Raw genomic sequence first — 19,490 nt, 5'->3', positions numbered from 1 at the left:
GCGACGAGTCTGCCGTGTCGGCGAAACGCCGTCGAGAGCGCACGCATGAGGCGCGCGACGGTCTCACCAGTCGGTCGGACGGTAATCCTTGAGGAACTTGCCCCAGACGTGCGTGCCGGTGTTGATGCCGTCGATGATCGGATCGACGATGCGGGCCGCGCCGTCGACGATGTCGAGCGGCGGATGGAAGCGCTCCTCGATGACCTTGCGCGCGGCGATCGCGGCCGGATCCTCGTCGGTGACCCAGCCCGTGTCGACGGCGTTCATGTGGATGCCGTCGTTGACGTAGTCGGTCGCCGAGGTGCGCGTCATCATGTTGAGCGATGCCTTGGCCATGTTCGTGTGCGGGTGCCGCGTGGTCTTGAAGTTGCGGTAGAACTGCCCTTCGACGGCCGACACGTTGACGATGTGCTTGTCGCGCTCGGGCGTGCGCAGCATCAGCGGCTTGAGGCGCGCGTTGATCAGGAACGGCGCGACCGCGTTGACCAGCTGCACCTCGAGCAGTTCGACGGTCGGCACCTCGGCCATGAGCATGCGCCACGAGTTGCGGTCGCGCAGGTCGATCTGCTGCAGGTCCTGGTCGAGACGGCCTTCGGGGAACAGGTGCTTCTGGTTCGCGAACTCCTCGGCGAGCAACGGCAGCTGCGACAGTTCGGCCGCACGTGCGATGCCCGGCGCCTCGCCGTGCAGCAGCGGTGTCGCGACCGCCGCGGTCGAGGCTGCGTCGGGCAGCATGTCGTAGCGGCGCAGGCCCTCGTAGCGGCCGAGCAGCTTGCGCAGGTGTTCGGGCACCTCGTGCGCGGCCGCGGTCTCGCCGGCCATCATGTGCGCGTAGAAATCCGGCGGACGACGCACCGTCTGGCAGGCGTTGTTGACGATGAAGTCGAGGCGGTCGCGCGTCGCCAGCAGTTCGCGGCAGAACGCCTCGACGCTCGGCGTGTGGCGCAGGTCCAGGCCGAAGATCTCGAGGCGATCGGCCCACTCGGCGAAATCGGGCTCCGCGGCGTAGCGCTCGGCCGAATCGCGCGGGAAGCGCGTCGTGACGATCAGGCTCGCGCCCGCGCGCAGCAGCTTGAGGCCGGCCTGGTAGCCGATCTTGACGCGTCCGCCGGTCAGCAGCGCGACGCGTCCGCGCAGGTCCGCCGTCTCGGTGCGCTTGGTGAAGTTGAACGCCGCGCACTTCGGGCAGAGCTGGTCGTAGAAGTGGTGGATCAGCGCGTACTTGCGCTTGCAGACGTAGCAGTGCTGCGGCTCGATCGACTCGCGCAGTTCGGGCCTGTCCTCCTCGCGGTCGTCGGCGACGAAACCTTCGGGCGGGAACACGTTCGGCGTCGTGAACACGGGCTTGCGGCGCAGCTCGCGGATGCCGGTCGCATGCAGCACGGCTTCCTCGCGTGCGACGCGGTCGGCGACGCGCTTGCGCTCGGCGGCCTTGAGGCGCTTGCGGCGCTGCTTGGGATCCGGCTCGTAGATCGACGCGACGGCCTGGTAGAAGCGCGCGCGGCCGGCCTCGTCGAGGCGGTCGAGCAGCGTGCGGTCGGCGGCGATCGCCTCGAGCAGCGCGAGGCTCGCGTGTGGATCCTCACCGAAGACGTCGGTGTCGGGCACGGGCATGGAATCGGAAGGCGTTGCGTTCATCGGTCACGGCGGCGCCCGCCGCATGCCGGGACGGCAGGCGACATCGGCCCTTGGGCGGAATCGGGCGCGCATGATACGGACGCCGGCGCCGCAACGCGAATCGCGGCCCGCCAAGAGGGTGCTGCGTGCCTCAGGCTTTCGGCGACTGCGACCGCAGCGAGCGCGCCAGCAGCCCGATGCCGCCGAACAGCAGCACGAGGATCATGAGCGTGTTGAACAGGCTGGTCGGGCGGAAGTGGATGCGCAGGTTCATGATCACGGCCGCGACGATGATGACGAGCCCGGCCGTCAGCAGCAGCCAGCCCACGATCGAGCGACCGTTGAAGAACAGCATCGCGATGCCCGCGATGAACGGCACCAGCGACAGGCCGAACGCGTCGTAACCCCACAGCGTCCACGCGCCACCGGTCACCATGACCTGATTGAGCAGCAGCCAGCCGCCCGCCACGGCCATGACGAACCCGCACAGGAACTGCCCGATGCCACCCGGCGTGCCGCCGGCGCCTTCGATCGCCACGTTCGTCTTCCCCTTCACATGCGCGCCCGCTTTGTACGACCCGCCGCGCGCGAGGTCAAACGCCGCGCGGCAGCGGCTTACTGCAGCGCGGTCCGGTCGACGTCCGGGACGTCGGCGAGCGCGTTGTTCCACTGCCATTCGAAACCGGCAGGCACCTCGACGACGAGACCGGCACCTTCGCGCTCCACGACCTTCAGTCCGAGCCGCTTCAACAGCGAATCGACCGCGGCCTCCCTGCCCGTCTTCGGCTGCACGACCACGCGCCCCGGCGCGAAACCTTCGGTCAGCGGCGGCTCGCGCGGATACTCGACGCCGTCGACCACGAGCATGTCGGCGTCGTAGCGCACGGCCGCGGGTGAAGCCGCATGGGCATGGGCGGTACCCAGCACGAGAAGCAGGAGCAGGACGAACGGGCCGATGCGCGACAAGGACATGCGATGCCTCCGATGGCAGACGGGTTGGAGCAGGTATCGAACGAGCACACGATGCGGATCACGCGACGCGAGATCACGACGCTTCATCGAGTGCAAGCCTTGCGAGGCGAAGTGCGGTGTCACACCACATCCGTTGCTGGCGCGATGCCGCCGCTGGTCACGCCGCGATCAATCCGGGCGTGCACCGCGCCACGACGCCATCCGCCGGTGTTCATCACGAGGTTGTCCACAGGCCTTTCCACGTCCGGCGTGGATAACTCGCGATGGCGGCCCGGCGATCGGGCAGACACCGACGGAATCGTCAAGGCACCGTCGCGAGCGCTTCGCCGCGAGCACGCCGGCGCATGATCCAGTTGAACAGCGGCGTCGCCATGAGCGTGGTCAGGATCGCCATGAGCACGAGGATCGAGAACAGGCCTTCCTTGATCACGCCGGCCTGCAGGCCGATGTTGATCAGGATCAGTTCCATGAGGCCGCGCGCGTTCATGAGCGCACCGATCGCCATCGCGTCCTGCGGACTCTCGCCCGATGCCCGCGCGGCGGCCCAGCACGCGAGTGCCTTGCCGGCGAACGAGGCGACGAGGATCGCCACGGCGGCGAGCATGAGCTGCGGATCGAACACCATGCCCAGATGCGTCTTGAGTCCCGAGAACGTGAAGAACATCGGCAGCAGGAACACGACCACGAACGGCTGCAGCGTGTCGCGCAGCTTCTCGGTCAGCGCGCCGCGCGGCAGGCACACGCCGAGCAGGAAGCCGCCGAACACGGCGTGGATGCCGATCGCGTCCATGAGCCAGGCGCTGAGGCAGAACAGCGCGATGACGATCGCGAGCAGGGTCATGCCGAGCGGTGCGTCGGGCTTCACGTGGTCGGCGAGGTGCCTGAGCAGACGCCGGCCGACGACGAGCATGAACACCGCGTAGGCGATGCCGCCGCCGATCGCGAGCCAGGCGCTGTCCCAGCTGCCGCCGAAGCTCGCGAGCACGACGGCGAGGATGCACCACGCGGCGACATCATCGACCGCACCGGCGGTCAGCGCGAGCGTGCCGAGCGGACTGCCCGTGAGGCCGCGCTCGTGGATGATGCGCGCGAGCATCGGGAACGCCGTGATCGCGATCGCCGCACCGAGGAACAGCGAGGCATCGAACAGCTTGACCTTCTCGGAGAACAGGTTCGGCACCGTGACCAGCCACGGTGCGAGCAGGAACGCCAGCGCGAACGGCACCGCGATGCCGGCGACCGACACGAGCATCGCGCTGCGGTAGCGCGCGCGGAAGTGGTCGCTGCGGAACTCCGATCCGACGATGAACATGTACAGGCCGACGCCGAGCTGGGCGAACACGTAGAGCGTGTCGAGCGTCTGCTTCGGGAACAGCGCCGCCTGCATGTCGGGCAGCAGCATGCCGAACAGCGAAGGCCCGAGCGTGACGCCGGCGATCATCTCGCCGACCACCTGCGGCTGGCCGACGCTCTGCGCGAGTTTGCCGACGAGCCGGCAGACCAGCAGGATCACGGCGGCCTGCAGGAAGAAGTACACCGACAACTGGGGTGTGGGCATCGACGGTTCCGGACTCGAGGGCCTGAAGGAGGGCCGATCATAGGCGTCCTCGCGACGCCGGACCATCGGGATCACCGCGGATCGACGCGACGTGCGTCGCATGTTGGCCACGTCGTGACCAGAACGAGCCGCGACCGCGCCAGGTCGCCATGCAACGGCGTTCATACAGCGGTTGTCCACAGGCCTTCCACGCCGGCTGTGGACAACCGCGGTCACGCCGCCGGCAGCGGCCCTTCGGTCACGAGCAGGATCACGTCGGCACGCGCGTCGAGCGCATGCGCCTCGCGCCGCACGGGACCCCGCGCCACGTGCAGCAGGCCCGCGAAGCCTGCCGCGCCGGAGGTCGTCGTGGCGATGCCGGCATCCGCCATGAGCTTCTCGGCTTCGCGCAGCGTGGCGTCGTCGACGGCGACCGCCTGCGCCGCGTGGCGAAGCAGGATGCGGATGGCCGGTGCCGAGGCCTCGCCGCAGGCGAGCATCGACGCCACGCCGACGGGATCGTGCGCGAGACGCGAAGCGGATCCCAGCGCCAGGGCCAGCCCGACACACGCGGCCCGCTCGGGCTCGACAACCACGCAGCGCGCCGGCGCACGCATGCGCGGCACGAGACCTTGCGCCATCGCCGCGGCGAGGCCGCCGACGCCGGCCTGCACGAACACGTGCGTCGGCCACGGGTCCTGCGCGAACTGCCGCTCGAGCTCGTCGGCGATGCGCGCGTAGCCCAGCATGACGTCATGGACCACGACGTCGCCGGGATCGCGCGACGTGTCGGCGACGAGCAGCCCCTCGCCACGCCGTTCCGCCTCGGCTGCGCATGCGACCGCATCGTCGTAGCCTCCGTCGACGCCGACGATGCGCGCCCCGAGAGCACGGATGCGCGCGACGCGACGCGCGTCGACGTCGTGCGGCAGGAATATGGTCGCCGTGGTGCCGACGCGCGCGGCAACCGTGGCCACGGCGAGACCGTGGTTGCCCTCGCTCGCGCACAGCAACGCAGGCAGCACGGACACGCCATGCGTCCGATCGAGCAGTGCACGCTCCTCGAGGCCGGTCGCACGTGCGAGTGCACGCAGGCCTGCGACACGTCCGCCGAGGATCTTGAAGTGCCCGGAAGCACGCATGCACTCGAGCTTGACGCGCACGCGTGCGACGCCTGCACGCGAGGCGATTGCCGCGATGTCGAGCAACGGTGTCTGCGTGGTCGCGTCGTCGAAGTGCCGGAACGGATCGGTCGTCGTCATGCCCGTAACGTTACGTGCACGACATGCGGCATCGCCGCGAAGTGAAGGCCGGGTCCGCAGCCGGGCCGCGCGTCAGGAGATGCCGCGCTCGGGCAACGGCATCGCGAGGCCACGCTTGACGATGCCGAGCACGACGTTCGTCGTGAAGCGGCGCACGTTCGGATTGTCCGCGACCATGCGCGACATCAGCGCATCGTAGGTCTCGGTATCGGGTGCGGTGACCACGAGTGTGAAGTCCGCGCCGCCGGTCACGTAATAGGCCTGCTGCACGTGCGGCTCCGCATCGAGCCAGCGCCGCAGCTGCGCGAGCAGTTCCGGGCGCTCGCGTTCGACCTCGAGCGCGACGACGAACAGCGTCGGCCGACCGACCTGCCGCGGATCGAGCACCGCGACGTGCCGCTCGACGACGCCCTCCTCGCGCAGCCGCTTCAACCGGCGCTGGATCGCCGAGACCGACAACGCGACATGCGTGGCGAGTTGCTCCGCGGTGCGCGACGCGTCCTGCTGGACGAGGTTGAGCAACTGGCGATCGAAGGCGTCGAGATCCATGCCCGCATGATAGGACGGCGTCGCGCGGTTTCGAGGCGCATCGACGCTTCGTTTCGCGGCGGCACGACTCGGGCGGCGCCATACCCTGCCCGGCGCGGCATCCCGTGCCGCGCGCGATGTTGCCCATGCCCGAGGACACCGCCGATGAAGCTGCTGTACCAGACCCATTCCCCGTTCGCCCGCAAGGTGCTCGTGTTCGCGCACGAGGTCGGCCTCGCCGGCCAGATCCTCGTCGAACACCACGAGACGAGCCCGACGCGCGCGAACGTGGACGTGTTCGACGCCAACCCGCTCGGCAAGGTACCCGTGCTGCTGCGCGACGGCGCCGACCCGCTGTTCGACTCGGACGTCATCTGCGCCTGGCTCGATACGCGGCATGGCGGACCACCGCGCATCCCGCGCGACGGCGAGGCGCGCTGGCGGGCACTGCGCCTGCAGGCCGTCGCGCAAGGCCTCGCCGAGGCAGGCATCGCCCTGCGCTGGGAGACCGTGCGACGCCCCGAGGCGCTGCGCCATGCGGGGCTGGCGGAAGGTTACACGCGCAAACTCGAGGCGACGTACGCGTGGCTGGAGCACACGCTCGATCCGGGCGACGGCGACACGCCGGACATCGGCCACATCGCCCTCGCGACGACGCTGGACTGGCTCGCGTTCCGCGACCTGCCATCGTTTCGCCGGCATGTTCGCCTCACCGACTGGTTCGACGCGTTCCGCGGACGCGCGTCGATGCGCGCGACGACGCTGCACGGCGACACGGTCGACTGACAAGCCCGACCAGCGTGACCTCCACGCCATGACCCGCGACGTCGCACGGCGGCAAGATGGGCGGGCTACGCTGACCGACCTGAACAGGCCCGCGGGTCGGCTCGCGTTCGGCCTCGCGGGTCGATGATCGGCGAGGTTCCAGGGCCGACCCCGTGACGAGCCGGCATGCCGTCGTCGATCACGTTGTCGATTCCGCGTTCCCCCGTTCGTCGTACCCGTATCAGGACCACGACAGGAGATCCCCATGCGACCGATCCACGCCGCCGTCTTCGCCAGCCTCGATGGCGTCATGCAGGCCCCCGGAGGTCCGGACGAGGACCCGACCGGCGGCTTCCGTTTCGGCGGCTGGACCGTGCCGTACTGGCACGACAGCCTCGGCCACGTAATGGGCGAGACCTTCGCCGAACCGTTCGACCTGCTGCTCGGACGCCGCACCTACGACATCTTCGCGGCGCACTGGCCGCAGTCCGACGACGACATCGGCACCGCGTTCAACGCGGCACGCAAGTACGTCGCCACGCACGATGCCTCGACGCTGACCTGGGCCAACAGCGAAAGCCTCGGCGACGACGTGATCGCGCGCCTCAAGGAAATCAGGAACACCGACGGTCCGCGCCTGCTCGTGCAGGGCAGCACCGAACTGCTGCACCAGCTGTTCGCTGCGGGCCTCGTCGACCGCCTGCAGGTGCTGCTGTACCCGCTCCTGCTCGGACGCGGCAAGCGCCTGTTCGGCGGCGACGCACAGCCCGCCGAACTCACGCTCGAAAGCTCGCTGGTCGCGCCGAACGGCGTGATCCTCGCGCGCTACGTGCGCCGCGACGGCGACATCCGCACCGGCTCCTTCGCGCACGAGGAGCCCTCGCCGGCCGAACTCGAGCGCCGCCGCACGCTGGCCTGATTCCCGCGCAGGGCACGACCGCCCTGCTCCACGCTCGTGCCCGCGCGCCGCGCGGGCGCCTTCCACGAAAGGAGAACCACCATGTCGTATGTCGACGGATTCGTCCTCGCGGTCCCGACCGCGAACAAGCAGAAGTTCATCGAGCACGCGAAGAAGTTCGACCCGATGTTCGTCGAGTTCGGCGCGACGCGCGTCTTCGAGTGCTGGGGTGACGATGTGCCGAAGGGCAAGGTCACCGATTTCCAGGGCGCCGTGAAGGCCAAGGACGACGAAACCGTCGTGTTCTCGTGGGTCGAGTGGCCCGACAAGGCCACGCGCGACGCCGGCATGAAGAAGATGATGGAAGACGAGCGCATGGACATGAACGCCAATCCGATGCCGTTCGACGGCATGCGCATGATCTTCGGCGGCTTCACGCCGGTCGTGGTGCTCTGAGTCGACGCATCAGGGCGGATGCAGGAGATACCCCTCTCCCCTGCCCCTCTCCCGCAAGGGGAGAGGGGTTGGAGGGCGGCACTACACTCGCTTCTTCTCTCACCTCGCCGCAGCGAATCCTGCGGATTCCAACACGCCCGTCCTCTGTCTCTGCGAGGGAAAGGACCTGGTCGATGACGCGCCTCGCCTCCTCCCTCGCCCCCAGGAGATTGGAGCGCTTGCCTCCCCTCTCCCCTCGCGGGAGAGGGGCCGGGGGAGAGGGGGCGGAAGGATGACGAGCTTCACGCGCACGCTTTCTCTTCTTCCGCGACATCACCACGTGGACGCCGATGCAGGCCTTCCGACCAGGACCTCCGTCGACGCGAGACGGTCCTGCCGCAGTGCTGCCGCACGTCGGCGAACCCGCTCGGGCAACGAGGGCACGACACCCGAATGCGCGGTCAGTCTGCAAGCTTCAAAACGCGACATTCCTGCAGCTTCTGCTGCGCACATTCGGGCGCTCGTGGGACACTCGCATCCTCTTGCACCCGCCCCGCCTCCGATGACCTCCACCATCCTCCTGCGTACCGCGACACCGGCCGATGCGCCGCGCTTCGCCGAGATCTACGCGCCGTACATCGTCGACTCGGTCGTCTCGTTCGAACTCGATCCACCCGACGCCACCGAGATGGCCGCACGGCTCGCGCGCATCGCGCCGACGCATCCGTGGATCGTCGCCGAGCAGGACGGCCGCGTGATCGGCTACGCCTACGCCTGCGAGAACCGCACGCGGCTCGCCTACCGCTGGGGCGCGGAGGTCACGATCTACCTCGACCGAGAGGCGCAAGGCCGTGGCCTCGGCCGGCGCTTGTACGGCGCGCTGTTCGCGCTGATGCGCCGGCAGGGCTTCGTCAACGCCTACGGCATCATCACGCTGCCCAACGCGGCGAGCACGGGCGTCCACGAAGCACTCGGTTTCAAGAAGGCAGCCGTGTTCGCGCACGCGGGCTACAAGAACGGCCGCTGGCTCGATGTGGGCTGGTACCAGCTCGCGCTGGTCGCGCCGCCCACCGAGCCGGCCGATCCGATTCCTTTCGCGCGGCTCGACGCCGCCGAGGTCGCGGCGATCCTCGCGGCGGCCTGAGCGACAAGACGACGCGACAAGGGACCCATCACGGGGAACGGCACACGCATCGCGTCATGCGTTGCAGACCGTGCGAGAACCGCCGCGCCGAAACGCCGGCGTTGCATGGAAACTCGCCACGTCCGACCTCGAGAACCTCGACCACTCGATCGTCGCGATGCGGGCGATGTGTTTGCATCGCCCGCGCCCCTCAATGCCCGTGGTGCGCGTGGTCGTCGTCCTTCGACGGCGCCGCCGCGACCGACACGCGGCGCGCGATCGTGCCTTCAGGATGGCGGTACCAGCCCGGATCACGGTAGTCGCCGGGGGCGAGGTCGTCGCGCACCTTGATCACCGTGAACATGCCGCCCATCTCGATGTCGCCGAACGGTCCCTTGCCCATCATCATCGGCAACGTGTTCGGCGGGCCCGGCATCGCCGCGGCATGCGCCTGGTGGCCGGCCATGCCGTCGCGGCCCATCGCCATGTAACCGGGCAGGAACTTCTGCAGGCGCGCCTCGACGCCGGTCTGATCGACGCCGACCGGATTCGGCACGTCGTGGCCCATCGTGTTCATCGTGTGATGCGCCATGTGGCAGTGCATGGCCCAGTCACCGGGCACCGCGACGAACTCGAGGTCGCGGGTCTGGCCGACACCGACGATCTCGGTGACCTCGGGACGCCACAGACGCTCGGGCCAGCGTCCGCCGTCGCCGCCGGTCACCTCGAACTGCACGCCGTGCACGTGCATCGGATGGTTCCACATCGACAGGTTGCCGACGCGGATGCGCACGCGCTCGCCGCTGCGCGCGACCAGCGGATCGATCGCCGGATAGACCTTGCTGTTGAAGGTCCACAGGTCGAAGTCGGTCATGATCGACGGATCGGGCCGGTACGTGCCCGGATGCAGCGCCCAGTTGTGCAGCAGGATCGCGTAGTCGCGATCGACGGGTACGGCCTCGCCGTCCTTCGGGTGGATGATGAACATGCCCATCATGCCGAACGCCATCTGCGTCATCTCGTCGGCGTGCGGGTGGTACATGTGCGTGCCGTGCTGGCGCAGCGTGAACTCGTAGGCCCAGGTCTCGCCCGGAAGGATCGGCGGCTGCGTGAGTCCGGCGATGCCGTCCATGCCGCACGGCAGCAGGATGCCGTGCCAGTGGATCGTGGTCGGTTCGGGCAACCGGTTCGTCACGAGGATGCGCACGCGATCGCCCTCGACGGCCTCGATCGTCGGTCCCGGCGTCGACCCGTTGTAGCCCCAGCACTTCGCCACGCAACCCGGTGCGAACGTGTGTTCGATCTCCTCGGCGACGAGGTGGAATTCCTTGACGCCGTCGACCATGCGATGGGCGAGCGTGCGGCCGTTGAGCGTGCGCACGGGCGTGTAGCCGCTACGGCGCATGCCAGTCGACGGACGTACCGACGCATCCGTCGGCGGCTGCGCGGCCGCGGTCGCCGCGGCCGGGATCAGCGCCGCGGCGCCGACGTTCCTGAGGAGCTCGCGTCGGCTCATGCTCATGGCTGGTCTCCGTGCTGGGGATCGTGCGTCGGACGACGCGTCTTCGGTGTCGTGGCGGCCGGTTGGGCCGCGGGTTTCGGTGGGGCAGCGGGAGGCGCAACGCTGTGGTCCATGCCGCTGTGGTCCATGCCGCTGTGGTCCATGCCGCTGTGGTCCATGCCGCTGTGGTCCATGCCGCTGTGGTCCATGCTGCCGTGGTCGTGTGCACCGTGGTCGTGGGACGGTGCATCAGCGTCGCGGGCGAGACCGAGCACGACGGCTGCACGCACGGGCTCGCCACGATCGGAGGCGATGCGCGCGCCGACGGCCGCTTCGAGCGACGCGCGGGCGATGCGGTAATCGCGCAGCGCCTCGAAGTAGCCGATCGCGGCCTCGTATTCGTCGACGCGTGCATCGACGAGCTCGAACACGCCGCGCAGCATGAAGTTGACCTCCTCCTGCGTGCGCGCGACGACCGCGGCACGACGCGGCAGCAGCGCGTCGCGGTGGTCGGCGATGCGCGCACGCGCGCTCTCGACCTCGCGCTGCGCGAGATCGACCGCGGTGCGCACCTCGAGCGCGAGGCGCCTGCGCTCGGCATCGCTCCAGGCCTGCGTAGCCTCCGCACGCGCGAGCGCGCCCTGCCCCTGGTGGAACAGCGGCAGCTGGATCGACAGGGTCGGACCCGCGAGGCGTGAACGATCGGGCTCGCGCTCGATCTCGACACCGACCTCGAACTCGCCGAGCCAGCGCAGCCTGCGCGTGGTCGCGGTGCTGTCGGCGAGCAGATCGACGAGGCGGCGCGACGCGGCGAGGTCGAGGCGCTGGGCATCGGCGAGTTCGCGCAACGCGGCCAGCGGCGGCACGTCACCTGCCGGTGCCTCGAGCGCGTCGGGCAAGACGGTGGCGTCGAGTTCGGCGATACCGAGCTGGCGCTGCAGGTCGAGCCGCGCCGCGAGCGCGGCATCACGCGCCTCACGCGCGGCGATGCGCGCGAGCACGGCCTCGGTCTCGATCACCGCACGTTCGCGTGCCGGCATGTTGCCCGCGGCATGGAAGCGCGCGGCGAGCTCGGCCGAAGCCTCGCGCGCTTCGGCGATCGCCTCGCGTCCCTCGACGACCAGCACCGCGCCGACGGCACGGTGGTATGCCGCGGCCGTATCGGCCGCGAGCACGAGCACGTCGCCGGCGAGCAGTTGCTGCGCACGCTCGAACTCGCCCTCGGCCAGACGCGTGCGTGGACCGCGCAGGATCAGGTTCGTGAAGTTCTGCGCGAGGCCGAGGCTGATCTTCGTGCCGCCCTCGGGCGCATTGCTGTCGGCGACGCCCAGACTCAGCGACGGGTTGGCCAGGCGGCCAGCCTCGAACGCCTCGGCGCGCGCGATGCCGAGGCGCGCGTAGGCCGCGGCGATCGCCGCGTTGCATTGCAGGGCGAGGCGCACGGCGTCGTCTTCCGACAGCCGCGAATCCGTCTGCGGGAGACGCATGCAGTCGTTCTGCTGCGCGACGGGAACCTCGACACCACGCGCGCTCGCGAGCGCGTGGCTTTCCTCGACGCCGCGGCGCGCGGGATAACTCGCGCACGCGGTGAGCGTCAGCACGAGCACGAGCCCGGCGACGCCACGTGGACATCCGATCATCGATCCACTCCTTCACGCGGCGACGTGCAGGAGCACGCGGCCACGAAGGCGAATAACCTGCGGCGCGCGAACCGCGCACCACGCCACGCCCATGCACGGCGACGCCGGCGCATGGGCAGGATGGCCGGACCGGGACACGACGCGACGGGCGCGCACGCGACCGGCCATGCGGCACTGCTCACGCACGAGGCGTGACGGCACCACGGCCATCGACGGCGGGATCAGGCGATCGGGGGACGCAGCAGGCGCTGCGCGACACCGGCGCGCGGCGCCGGAACGTGCGTGGCGGGAAGACTGGCGGGCGCCGTGCCCTGTGCGCCGACACGCGGCAGCACGGCCGCCATCGGAGCGAGCACGCAGTCGCAGACGCAGGCATTGCCGCAGCAGCCGTGCGGGCCGCCCGGGTCGGCCGCGGGCGCGTCGTCCGACATGCCGTCGGTGACGTCCATGGCGTCGTGGCCGTGACAGGGCGAGGCCTCGGCCACCGCGACATCGGCATCAAGGGCGGCTTCCTTCATGCCGCCATGCATGCCCGCGTGCGCATGCGCGGTCGCGACGACGCCGTTCGCGACGAGCGCGAGGGCGACGAGGCAACGCAGCAGCAGGGCGACGAGGCGGTTCATGGTGTGCAGTCTAGCCGCGCTCAGTCCTTGACGGGAAACACTTCGGCATCGTCGCCGACGTCACCGATCACGTCGACGCCGGGAGGCGCCGCGAAGCGGAACGCATCGGCGGCGAGCTTCGGGTTGCGCTTCCATTCCGAGAAACGGATCTCGGTGACGTTGCCGAGCTGGTCCTCGAAGCGCATGCGCGCGAGGCCTTCGCGTGCGAAACCGAGCTCGGCGAACGCGAAATCGGGCTCCTCGGCCTTCGAGACGAGGCGCAGCCACGTGAAGCCGTCGCGCTCGCCGCCCTCGCTGGCGGTGAACTCGCGATCGAGTTGCGAGAGGTCGGTGAGCACGGTCAGCGGGCTGTGCGCCTCCTCGAAGCTCTGGTTGCGCACGGTGACCTGCTCGAGGTCCGGGTCGTACACCCACACGCGCGCGCCGTCGGCGACGATGAGCTGCTGGTACGGCGAGGTCGTCTCCCAGCGGAACTGGCGCGGCGCCTGCAGCGCGAGCGTGCCTTTCGCCGCGTCGCCGGTCGTGCCCTTCGCGCCCGTGACGGTCTGTTCGAACGTCGCGCTCACGGCGTTCAGGTCCTTCGAGAACGCTTCCATGCGCGCACGCGCGCCGTCGGCGGCAACAGCGAAGGAAGGCATCAGGAGCGAGACGATGAGCAGGCTGCGGATCATGGCGATGGCCGGGGTCGGAGGGACGGTGCGGAACGGGGATGGAACACGCGGTGCAAGGACTCGCCGCGACACGCGAAGTTCAAACGGCACTCGCCTCGTGATCGGATGCTCGGGACACGCGACGCTGTTCGAGCGCTGCGATGAACGGTGCCGGCGTGTCGACGCCGAGGAACACGCGCTCGATGCGGCGCATGCCGCCGAACAGGTTCGGCACGTCGAGCGGCTCGGCGAGATCGATGCGCACGTTCGGCACGCCCGACTCGCAATACCGCAGCGTACCGGGCTGGCGACCGGGAACCTCTTCGTTCCAGCGCTGCACCGATGCGATCGCCGCGAGCGGCACACGCACGTCGACGAGCACGCCGTAACGGATCACCAAGGCGTCATCGTCGAGCGAGATCGGTCGCAACAGCGATGCGCGGTAATCCGCGACGAGGAACGCGAGGCCCCACAGCGTGAGCACCGTGACAATCCACGCCACCTGAGCGCTCGCCATCACCATGAGCAGGCCGTGCAGGATCGGAAGCTCGAACAGGATCAGGAAGATGAACACGAGCTGGTTGGAGGCGTTGCCGTCCTTCGCATGCACGGTGAAATGCGCGTCGCCCGGGAACGCCAGCGGCTTGGCCGCACGCGCGAACAAGGCGTAGAACCAGATGCGCGCATCGAGCACGAGCAGGCGCGTGAAGGTGCCCTCGCCGAAGCGGTCGACCATCGCGCGCTCGATCGCGGTCTCGGCGTTGAGGCCTTCGCGCCGCATGCGCACGATGAACCGCACGACGGCCACCACGGCCACGCACTCCACCGCGATCACGATCGCGATGGCGAGGTGGCGCAGCGGCTTGAGCATGTCGAGCACGTGGCGGCTCGGCTCCGGCACGATCCACGCCGAGAGCGCGAGGGCCGTCATGCCGATCGCGGCCGCCGCACGCCACGCGCGCCAGCCACGCCATCCCACCAGCAGCAGGTACAGCAGCGGCAGCGTGACGAGGGCATCGACGAGAACGGGCCACTCGGGCGCGAGGCCGGCGGCATCGGTGAACGCGACCGGCGGCCAGCGCATGATCACCGCGTTGGCGAGCATCACGAGTGTCGCGAGGGCCAGGAAGACGTACTTGCCGCGCGACGGCGAGGCGATCGAAGCGGAATCCTGCGTCATGACGTGATCCTCAGTCGCGCGGCGGCGGCGGTGCGATGACCGTGCGGTTGCCATTGTGCTCGGGGCCGCTCACGACGCCGTCGCGCTCCATCTGCTCGATCAGGCGCGCGGCGCGGTTGTAGCCGATGCGCAGGTGGCGCTGCACGCCCGAGATCGACGCGCGGCGCGTCTCGGTGACGATGCGCACGGCCTTGTCGTAGAGCGCGGCATCCTCGCCGCCCTCGCCTTCCGAAGCCTCCTGCGGCAGGCCGGTCTCGCCGATGACCTTGCCGTCGGCCATCGTCTGCACTTCCTCGAGCACGCCGTCGATGTAGTCGGGTTCGCCCTGCGAACGCAGCCACTCGACCACCTTGTGCACCTCGTGGTCGTCGACGAACGCGCCGTGCACGCGCTCGGGCATCGCCGTGCCGGGCGGCAGGTAGAGCATGTCGCCGTGGCCGAGCAGCGTCTCGGCGCCGGACTGGTCGAGGATCGTGCGCGAGTCGATCTTCGACGACACCTGGAACGCGATGCGGGTCGGGATGTTGGCCTTGATGAGGCCGGTGATGACGTCGACGGATGGGCGCTGCGTGGCGAGGATCAGGTGCACGCCCGCGGCTCGCGCCTTCTGCGCGAGGCGCGCGATGAGCTCCTCGACCTTCTTGCCGACGATCATCATCATGTCGGCGAACTCGTCGATGATCACGACGATGTACGGCAGCGGCTTGAGCGGCTCGGCCTTCATGAGCGGGTTCGTGCCGTCCGGACGGAACAGCGGATCGAGCAGCGGCTGGCCCTTGGCTTCCTCGTCCTTGACCTTCTTGTTGAAGCCGGCGAGGTTGCGCACGCCGACCGCGGCCATGAGCTTGTAGCGGCGCTCCATCTCGGCGACGCACCAGCGCAGCGCGTTGGCCGCCTCCTTCATGTCGGTGACGACCGGCGCGAGCAGGTGCGGGATGCCCTGGTACACCGACAGCTCGAGCATCTTCGGGTCGATCATGATCATGCGCACGTCGGCGGCACTGGCCTTGTAGAGCAGGCTCAGCACCATCGCGTTGAGCGCGACCGACTTGCCCGAGCCGGTCGTACCGGCGACGAGCAGATGCGGCATCTTGGCGAGGTCGACCACATGCGGGCGGCCGCCGATGTCCTTGCCCAGCGCGAGCGCGAGCGGCGACTTGATCGCGTCGTACTTGTCCGAGCGCAGGATCTCGGACAGGTAGACGATCTCCCGATTGACGTTGGGGATCTCGAGGCCGATCACCGACTTGCCCGGGATCACGTCGACCACGCGCACGCTGATCACCGACAGGCCGCGCGCGATGTCCTTGTCGAGGCTCGAGATCTGGCTGCCCTTGATGCCCGGCGCGGGCTGCATCTCGAAGCGCGTGACGACCGGCCCCGGGAACACCCCGACCACCTGCGCCTCGATGCGGAAGTCCTTGAGCTTGAGCTCGACCTGGCGCGACAGCGCCTCGAGGGTCTCCTCGGAGTAGCCCTTGGCCTGCTGCTTGGGCTCGTCGAGCAAGGCCAGCGGCGGCAGCTCGCCGTTCGAGGTCGCGCCCGTGAACAGCGGGATCTGCGTCTCGCGCTGGGCACGCTCGCTCTTCTCGATCGGCGCGATGACCGGCTCGATCTTGATCGGCTCGCGCTTGGACTGCTTGACCGTCTCGACCTTGCGCACGACCTCGCGCTCGACCCGCGCCTGACGCGCCGCGGTCCAGTCGTCGGCGCGGCGCGACTTCGCGCCGATCCACGCGATGCCGGCGAGCAGCGCGCGGCCGATCGTGTCCATGAGTTTCAGCCACGACAGGCCCGTCGCGAGCGTGACCGAGACGAGCAGCAGCGTGAGCAGGAACAGCGTCGCGCCGAGCAGGCCGAAACCCTTCATGAGCGCGCCGCCGACCAGCGCACCGAGCACGCCGCCCGCGAGCGCCGGCAGGTCGGTCGGCCCGGTCAGGCGCAGGTGCGCGAGTGCAGCGCCGGCAATGAAGAACGTGATGCCGCCGACCAGGCGCAGCGCCGGCTCGAGCGGCGTGCGCTCGGCACCGTCGGCCCCGCGCAGGATGGTCGTGCCGATCAGCACGAGCAGCAGCGGGAACGCGTAGGCGAGCACACCGCAGAAGTAGAACAGCAGGTCGGCGAGGTAGGCGCCGATCGTGCCGCCGAAGTTGGCGACCTCGTCAGGCTGCCCGGCGTGGGACCAGCCCGGATCCGACGGGTGGTAGGTCCACAGGCAGGCGAACAGGTAGATCGCGACCGGCAGCAGCAGCAGGAAGCCGACCTCGCGCAAGCGGCGTTGCAGCTTGTCGTTGAGGGAGGTCGAAGGTTTCGCTCGGGATTCGCGCGCCACGTTAAGACGTTACCTTGGATCAGCGACGCAAGCGATTGTCGGGAAACGGAGTATGACGCTTCGCAGCGTACCGGTCACGCGACGCACCGGCCGTGTCCGGCCGGGCGTCGCGAGGTGTCGCGGGAAGAGCGCTGCGGTCAGACCGCGCCCTGCAGCGCCGGGTGCACGACCTTGCCGGCGTCGACGTTGATGCCGGCCTTGAGGCCGGCATGGTCGCGCCACGCCGGGCCCTTCGCGAGGCGCTGCACATACGGCAGGATCGCCGCCGAGATCGCCTGCGACGAGGTCTGCGGCACCGCGCCGGGCATGTTCGTGACGGCGAAATGGGTGACGCCGTCGACGACGTAGGTCGGCTCCTTCCACGTGGTCGGACGCGAGGTCTCGAAGCAGCCGCCCTGGTCGATCGAGATGTCGGCCAGCACGCTGCCCGCCTCCATCGACTTGACCATCTCGGCCGTGACGACGTGCGGCGCCTTCGCGCTCGGGATCAGCACCGCGCCGATGACGAGGTCGGCATCGCGCACTTCGCGCGCGACGTACTCCTCGTACGGGTACAGCGCGGTCACGTTGGTGCCGAGCGCCATCATCTGGGCGAGGCGGTCCGGGCGCTTGTCGAACACGACGACGTTGGCGCCACCGGCCGCGGCGAGCGCGGCCGAGTTGCCGCCGGCCGCACCGGCGCCGAGCACGACGACCTTGCCACGCTCGGTCGACGGCAGGCCGCCGAGCAGCTTGCCCTTGCCGCCGGCCGGCTGGTGCAGCAGGTGCGTGCCGATCTGCACGGCGATGCGGCCGGCGATGATCGACATCGGCGCGAGCAGCGGCAGCGAGCCGTCGGCTTCCTCGACCGACTCGAACGCGACGCCGGTCAGGCCGATCTCGAGCAGGCGCTGGGTCAGCGCGGGCTCGGCGGCGAGGTGCAGGTAGCAGAACAGCAGATGGTCCTTGCGCAGGCGCGCGAGGTCGCCCGCGATCGGCTCCTTGACCTTCACGATGAGCTGGCCGACCTCGTAGAGCTTGTCGGCATCGGGCACCACGGTGACGCCGATCTTCGCGAAGTCGTCGTCCGAGAAGCCGCTCTTGGTGCCGGCGCCGGACTGGATGAAGACTTCGTGGCCGCGGCGGACGAGATCCGCGCACGCTGCGGGAACGAGGGCGACACGACCTTCCAGCGTCTTGGTCTCGGACGGAATACCGATGCGCATCTGACTCTCCGATATGAGGGTGGACGCGCCCTGCGGATGCCGGCGCGCGTGACGCGTAGGTGCCTGCGGCATGCCGGCGGGCACCTTGATTCATCCTGGCCTTCGCCCCATCCTCCCGGGTCTGTCCAGCCGGCGCCCATCCATCGGGGCGCAGCGCGCGGGGCACTCGGAACACCATGGCGTGTCGGCTCGCACTCCTTGCCGGCATGGACCGATTCGTCCACGAACGAGGCCGGAAAAAAGCGGCCGGGATTATACATGACCACCCCCAAGCACACCCGCCTGCTCATCCTCGGATCCGGTCCCGCGGGCTGGACCGCCGCGGTCTACGCCGCGCGCGCCAACCTCAAGCCGCTGCTGATCACCGGCCTCGCGCAGGGCGGCCAGCTCATGACGACGACCGACGTCGACAACTGGCCCGGCGACGTGGAAGGCCTGCAGGGCCCTGCGCTGATGGAGCGCATGCAGAAGCACGCGGAACGTTTCGACACCGAGGTCGTGTTCGACCACATCCACACCGCCGACCTGAAATCGCGCCCGTTCCGCCTCAAGGGCGACAGCGGCGAGTACACCTGCGATGCGCTCATCATCAGCACGGGCGCGACCGCGATGTACCTCGGCCTGCCGTCCGAGGAGACGTTCAAGGGTCAGGGCGTGTCGGCCTGCGCCACCTGCGACGGCTTCTTCTTCCGCGATCAGGAGGTCGCCGTGATCGGCGGCGGCAACACCGCGGTCGAGGAAGCGCTGTACCTGTCCAACATCGCCAAGAAGGTCACGCTCGTGCACCGCCGCGACAAGCTGCGCGCCGAGAAGATCATGCAGGACAAGCTGTTCGAGAAGCAGCGCGCCGGCAAGATCGAGGTGATCTGGGACCACACGGTCGACGAGGTGCTCGGCGACGACAGCGGCGTGACCGGCCTGCGCCTGCGTGGCACCCGCGACGACGCCACGCGCGAGATCGCCGTGACCGGCATGTTCGTGGCGATCGGCCACACGCCGAATACCGGCATCTTCGAAGGCCAGCTCGAGATGCGCAACGGCTACATCTCGATCCGCACGGGCCTCGAGGGCGGCGCGACCGCGACGAGCATCCCGGGCGTGTTCGCCGCGGGCGACGTCGCCGACCAGGTCTATCGCCAGGCGGTCACTTCGGCCGGCTTCGGCTGCATGGCCGCGCTCGATGCCGAGAAGTACCTCGACCTCATCGGCCTCGCCGGCTGAC

18 protein-coding genes are annotated in these 19,490 nt (G+C 69.4%); 5 read left to right on the top strand and 13 right to left on the bottom strand.

What is annotated here, in order from left to right:
• Positions 1-63: 63 nt before the first annotated feature.
• The 6 genes from ACQQ2N_RS15770 to ACQQ2N_RS15745 form a co-directional block, all read right to left on the bottom strand.
• Positions 64-1,638 (bottom strand): SDR family oxidoreductase, encoded by a 1,575-nt coding sequence (locus ACQQ2N_RS15770; protein WP_440222529.1) that lies wholly within the window; start codon positions 1,636-1,638, stop codon positions 64-66.
• Between the two features lie 130 nt (positions 1,639-1,768).
• Positions 1,769-2,155 (bottom strand): hypothetical protein, encoded by a 387-nt coding sequence (locus ACQQ2N_RS15765; protein ID WP_440222528.1) that lies wholly within the window; start codon positions 2,153-2,155, stop codon positions 1,769-1,771.
• Positions 2,156-2,232: 77 nt separating this feature from the next.
• Complete coding sequence (locus tag ACQQ2N_RS15760) at positions 2,233-2,589, bottom strand: hypothetical protein (RefSeq protein WP_440222527.1); 357 nt, start codon at positions 2,587-2,589, stop codon at positions 2,233-2,235.
• A 301-nt stretch (positions 2,590-2,890) separates the two neighbouring features.
• Positions 2,891-4,147 carry a cation:proton antiporter gene (locus ACQQ2N_RS15755; protein WP_440222526.1) on the bottom strand — a complete coding sequence of 419 codons (1,257 nt, stop codon included), beginning with the start codon at positions 4,145-4,147 and terminating at the stop codon, positions 2,891-2,893.
• A gap of 212 nt (positions 4,148-4,359) precedes the next feature.
• Positions 4,360-5,388, bottom strand: a complete 1,029-nt coding sequence (locus ACQQ2N_RS15750; protein WP_440222525.1) for a pyridoxal-phosphate dependent enzyme — start codon at positions 5,386-5,388, stop codon at positions 4,360-4,362.
• A 72-nt stretch (positions 5,389-5,460) separates the two neighbouring features.
• Positions 5,461-5,937 carry an Lrp/AsnC family transcriptional regulator gene (locus ACQQ2N_RS15745; protein ID WP_440222524.1) on the bottom strand — a complete coding sequence of 159 codons (477 nt, stop codon included), beginning with the start codon at positions 5,935-5,937 and terminating at the stop codon, positions 5,461-5,463.
• 144 nt (positions 5,938-6,081) lie between these two features.
• Here ACQQ2N_RS15745 and ACQQ2N_RS15740 point away from each other — a divergent pair, with 144 nt between their 5' ends.
• From ACQQ2N_RS15740 to ACQQ2N_RS15725, 4 genes are all read left to right on the top strand, one after another.
• Positions 6,082-6,702, top strand: coding sequence for a glutathione S-transferase family protein (locus ACQQ2N_RS15740; protein ID WP_440222523.1), 621 nt, complete (start codon positions 6,082-6,084; stop codon positions 6,700-6,702).
• Positions 6,703-6,946: 244 nt separating this feature from the next.
• Positions 6,947-7,600 carry a dihydrofolate reductase family protein gene (locus ACQQ2N_RS15735; RefSeq protein WP_440222522.1) on the top strand — a complete coding sequence of 218 codons (654 nt, stop codon included), beginning with the start codon at positions 6,947-6,949 and terminating at the stop codon, positions 7,598-7,600.
• Between the two features lie 81 nt (positions 7,601-7,681).
• Positions 7,682-8,035, top strand: a complete 354-nt coding sequence (locus tag ACQQ2N_RS15730; protein ID WP_440222521.1) for a DUF1428 domain-containing protein — start codon at positions 7,682-7,684, stop codon at positions 8,033-8,035.
• 541 nt (positions 8,036-8,576) lie between these two features.
• Positions 8,577-9,158 carry an N-acetyltransferase family protein gene (locus ACQQ2N_RS15725; RefSeq protein ID WP_440222520.1) on the top strand — a complete coding sequence of 194 codons (582 nt, stop codon included), beginning with the start codon at positions 8,577-8,579 and terminating at the stop codon, positions 9,156-9,158.
• A gap of 190 nt (positions 9,159-9,348) precedes the next feature.
• On the opposite strand, the gene ACQQ2N_RS15720 is transcribed toward ACQQ2N_RS15725, so the two are convergent.
• From ACQQ2N_RS15720 to ald, 7 genes are all read right to left on the bottom strand, one after another.
• Positions 9,349-10,659 (bottom strand): multicopper oxidase family protein, encoded by a 1,311-nt coding sequence (locus ACQQ2N_RS15720; protein WP_440222519.1) that lies wholly within the window; start codon positions 10,657-10,659, stop codon positions 9,349-9,351.
• On the bottom strand, positions 10,656-12,278 hold the full coding sequence (locus ACQQ2N_RS15715; protein ID WP_440222518.1) for a TolC family protein: 1,623 nt from the start codon (positions 12,276-12,278) through the stop codon (positions 10,656-10,658). The genes ACQQ2N_RS15720 and ACQQ2N_RS15715 overlap by 4 nt, the downstream gene beginning before the upstream one ends.
• A 221-nt stretch (positions 12,279-12,499) precedes the next feature.
• Positions 12,500-12,901 carry a CopL family metal-binding regulatory protein gene (locus ACQQ2N_RS15710; protein ID WP_440222517.1) on the bottom strand — a complete coding sequence of 134 codons (402 nt, stop codon included), beginning with the start codon at positions 12,899-12,901 and terminating at the stop codon, positions 12,500-12,502.
• A 20-nt stretch (positions 12,902-12,921) separates the two neighbouring features.
• Positions 12,922-13,572 carry an outer membrane lipoprotein chaperone LolA gene (lolA, locus tag ACQQ2N_RS15705; RefSeq protein ID WP_440222516.1) on the bottom strand — a complete coding sequence of 217 codons (651 nt, stop codon included), beginning with the start codon at positions 13,570-13,572 and terminating at the stop codon, positions 12,922-12,924.
• A gap of 79 nt (positions 13,573-13,651) precedes the next feature.
• Positions 13,652-14,731, bottom strand: a complete 1,080-nt coding sequence (locus ACQQ2N_RS15700; protein WP_440222515.1) for a hypothetical protein — start codon at positions 14,729-14,731, stop codon at positions 13,652-13,654.
• 10 nt (positions 14,732-14,741) lie between these two features.
• Entirely contained in the window at positions 14,742-17,063 is a 2,322-nt protein-coding gene (locus tag ACQQ2N_RS15695) for a DNA translocase FtsK (protein WP_440222514.1), read from the bottom strand.
• A 137-nt stretch (positions 17,064-17,200) separates the two neighbouring features.
• A complete protein-coding gene (gene ald / locus ACQQ2N_RS15690) occupies positions 17,201-18,268 on the bottom strand; it encodes an alanine dehydrogenase (protein ID WP_440222513.1) in 1,068 nt (355 codons plus the stop codon).
• Between the two features lie 258 nt (positions 18,269-18,526).
• Between ald and trxB the strand changes: the two genes are divergently transcribed.
• Complete coding sequence (trxB, locus tag ACQQ2N_RS15685) at positions 18,527-19,489, top strand: thioredoxin-disulfide reductase (RefSeq protein WP_440222512.1); 963 nt, start codon at positions 18,527-18,529, stop codon at positions 19,487-19,489.
• The last annotated feature ends 1 nt before the right edge of the window (position 19,490 follow it).

This window comes from Dokdonella aquatica (genome assembly GCF_051987395.1).
Taxonomy (GTDB): domain Bacteria; phylum Pseudomonadota; class Gammaproteobacteria; order Xanthomonadales; family Rhodanobacteraceae; genus Dokdonella.
Note: the sequence above shows the minus strand (reverse complement) of the source record. Positions and strands in the feature narration are given on the sequence as shown.

Coding starts and splice junctions, on each gene's coding strand:
- ACQQ2N_RS15770 (WP_440222529.1), bottom strand. CDS start 1,638: ATGAACGCAACGCCTTCCGATTCCATGCCCGTGCCCGACACCGACGTC.
- ACQQ2N_RS15760 (WP_440222527.1), bottom strand. CDS start 2,589: ATGTCCTTGTCGCGCATCGGCCCGTTCGTCCTGCTCCTGCTTCTCGTG.
- ACQQ2N_RS15755 (WP_440222526.1), bottom strand. CDS start 4,147: ATGCCCACACCCCAGTTGTCGGTGTACTTCTTCCTGCAGGCCGCCGTG.
- ACQQ2N_RS15750 (WP_440222525.1), bottom strand. CDS start 5,388: ATGACGACGACCGATCCGTTCCGGCACTTCGACGACGCGACCACGCAG.
- ACQQ2N_RS15745 (WP_440222524.1), bottom strand. CDS start 5,937: ATGGATCTCGACGCCTTCGATCGCCAGTTGCTCAACCTCGTCCAGCAG.
- ACQQ2N_RS15740 (WP_440222523.1), top strand. CDS start 6,082: ATGAAGCTGCTGTACCAGACCCATTCCCCGTTCGCCCGCAAGGTGCTC.
- ACQQ2N_RS15735 (WP_440222522.1), top strand. CDS start 6,947: ATGCGACCGATCCACGCCGCCGTCTTCGCCAGCCTCGATGGCGTCATG.
- ACQQ2N_RS15730 (WP_440222521.1), top strand. CDS start 7,682: ATGTCGTATGTCGACGGATTCGTCCTCGCGGTCCCGACCGCGAACAAG.
- ACQQ2N_RS15725 (WP_440222520.1), top strand. CDS start 8,577: ATGACCTCCACCATCCTCCTGCGTACCGCGACACCGGCCGATGCGCCG.
- ACQQ2N_RS15720 (WP_440222519.1), bottom strand. CDS start 10,659: ATGAGCATGAGCCGACGCGAGCTCCTCAGGAACGTCGGCGCCGCGGCG.
- ACQQ2N_RS15715 (WP_440222518.1), bottom strand. CDS start 12,278: ATGATCGGATGTCCACGTGGCGTCGCCGGGCTCGTGCTCGTGCTGACG.
- ACQQ2N_RS15710 (WP_440222517.1), bottom strand. CDS start 12,901: ATGAACCGCCTCGTCGCCCTGCTGCTGCGTTGCCTCGTCGCCCTCGCG.
- lolA (WP_440222516.1), bottom strand. CDS start 13,572: ATGATCCGCAGCCTGCTCATCGTCTCGCTCCTGATGCCTTCCTTCGCT.
- ACQQ2N_RS15700 (WP_440222515.1), bottom strand. CDS start 14,731: ATGACGCAGGATTCCGCTTCGATCGCCTCGCCGTCGCGCGGCAAGTAC.
- ald (WP_440222513.1), bottom strand. CDS start 18,268: ATGCGCATCGGTATTCCGTCCGAGACCAAGACGCTGGAAGGTCGTGTC.
- trxB (WP_440222512.1), top strand. CDS start 18,527: ATGACCACCCCCAAGCACACCCGCCTGCTCATCCTCGGATCCGGTCCC.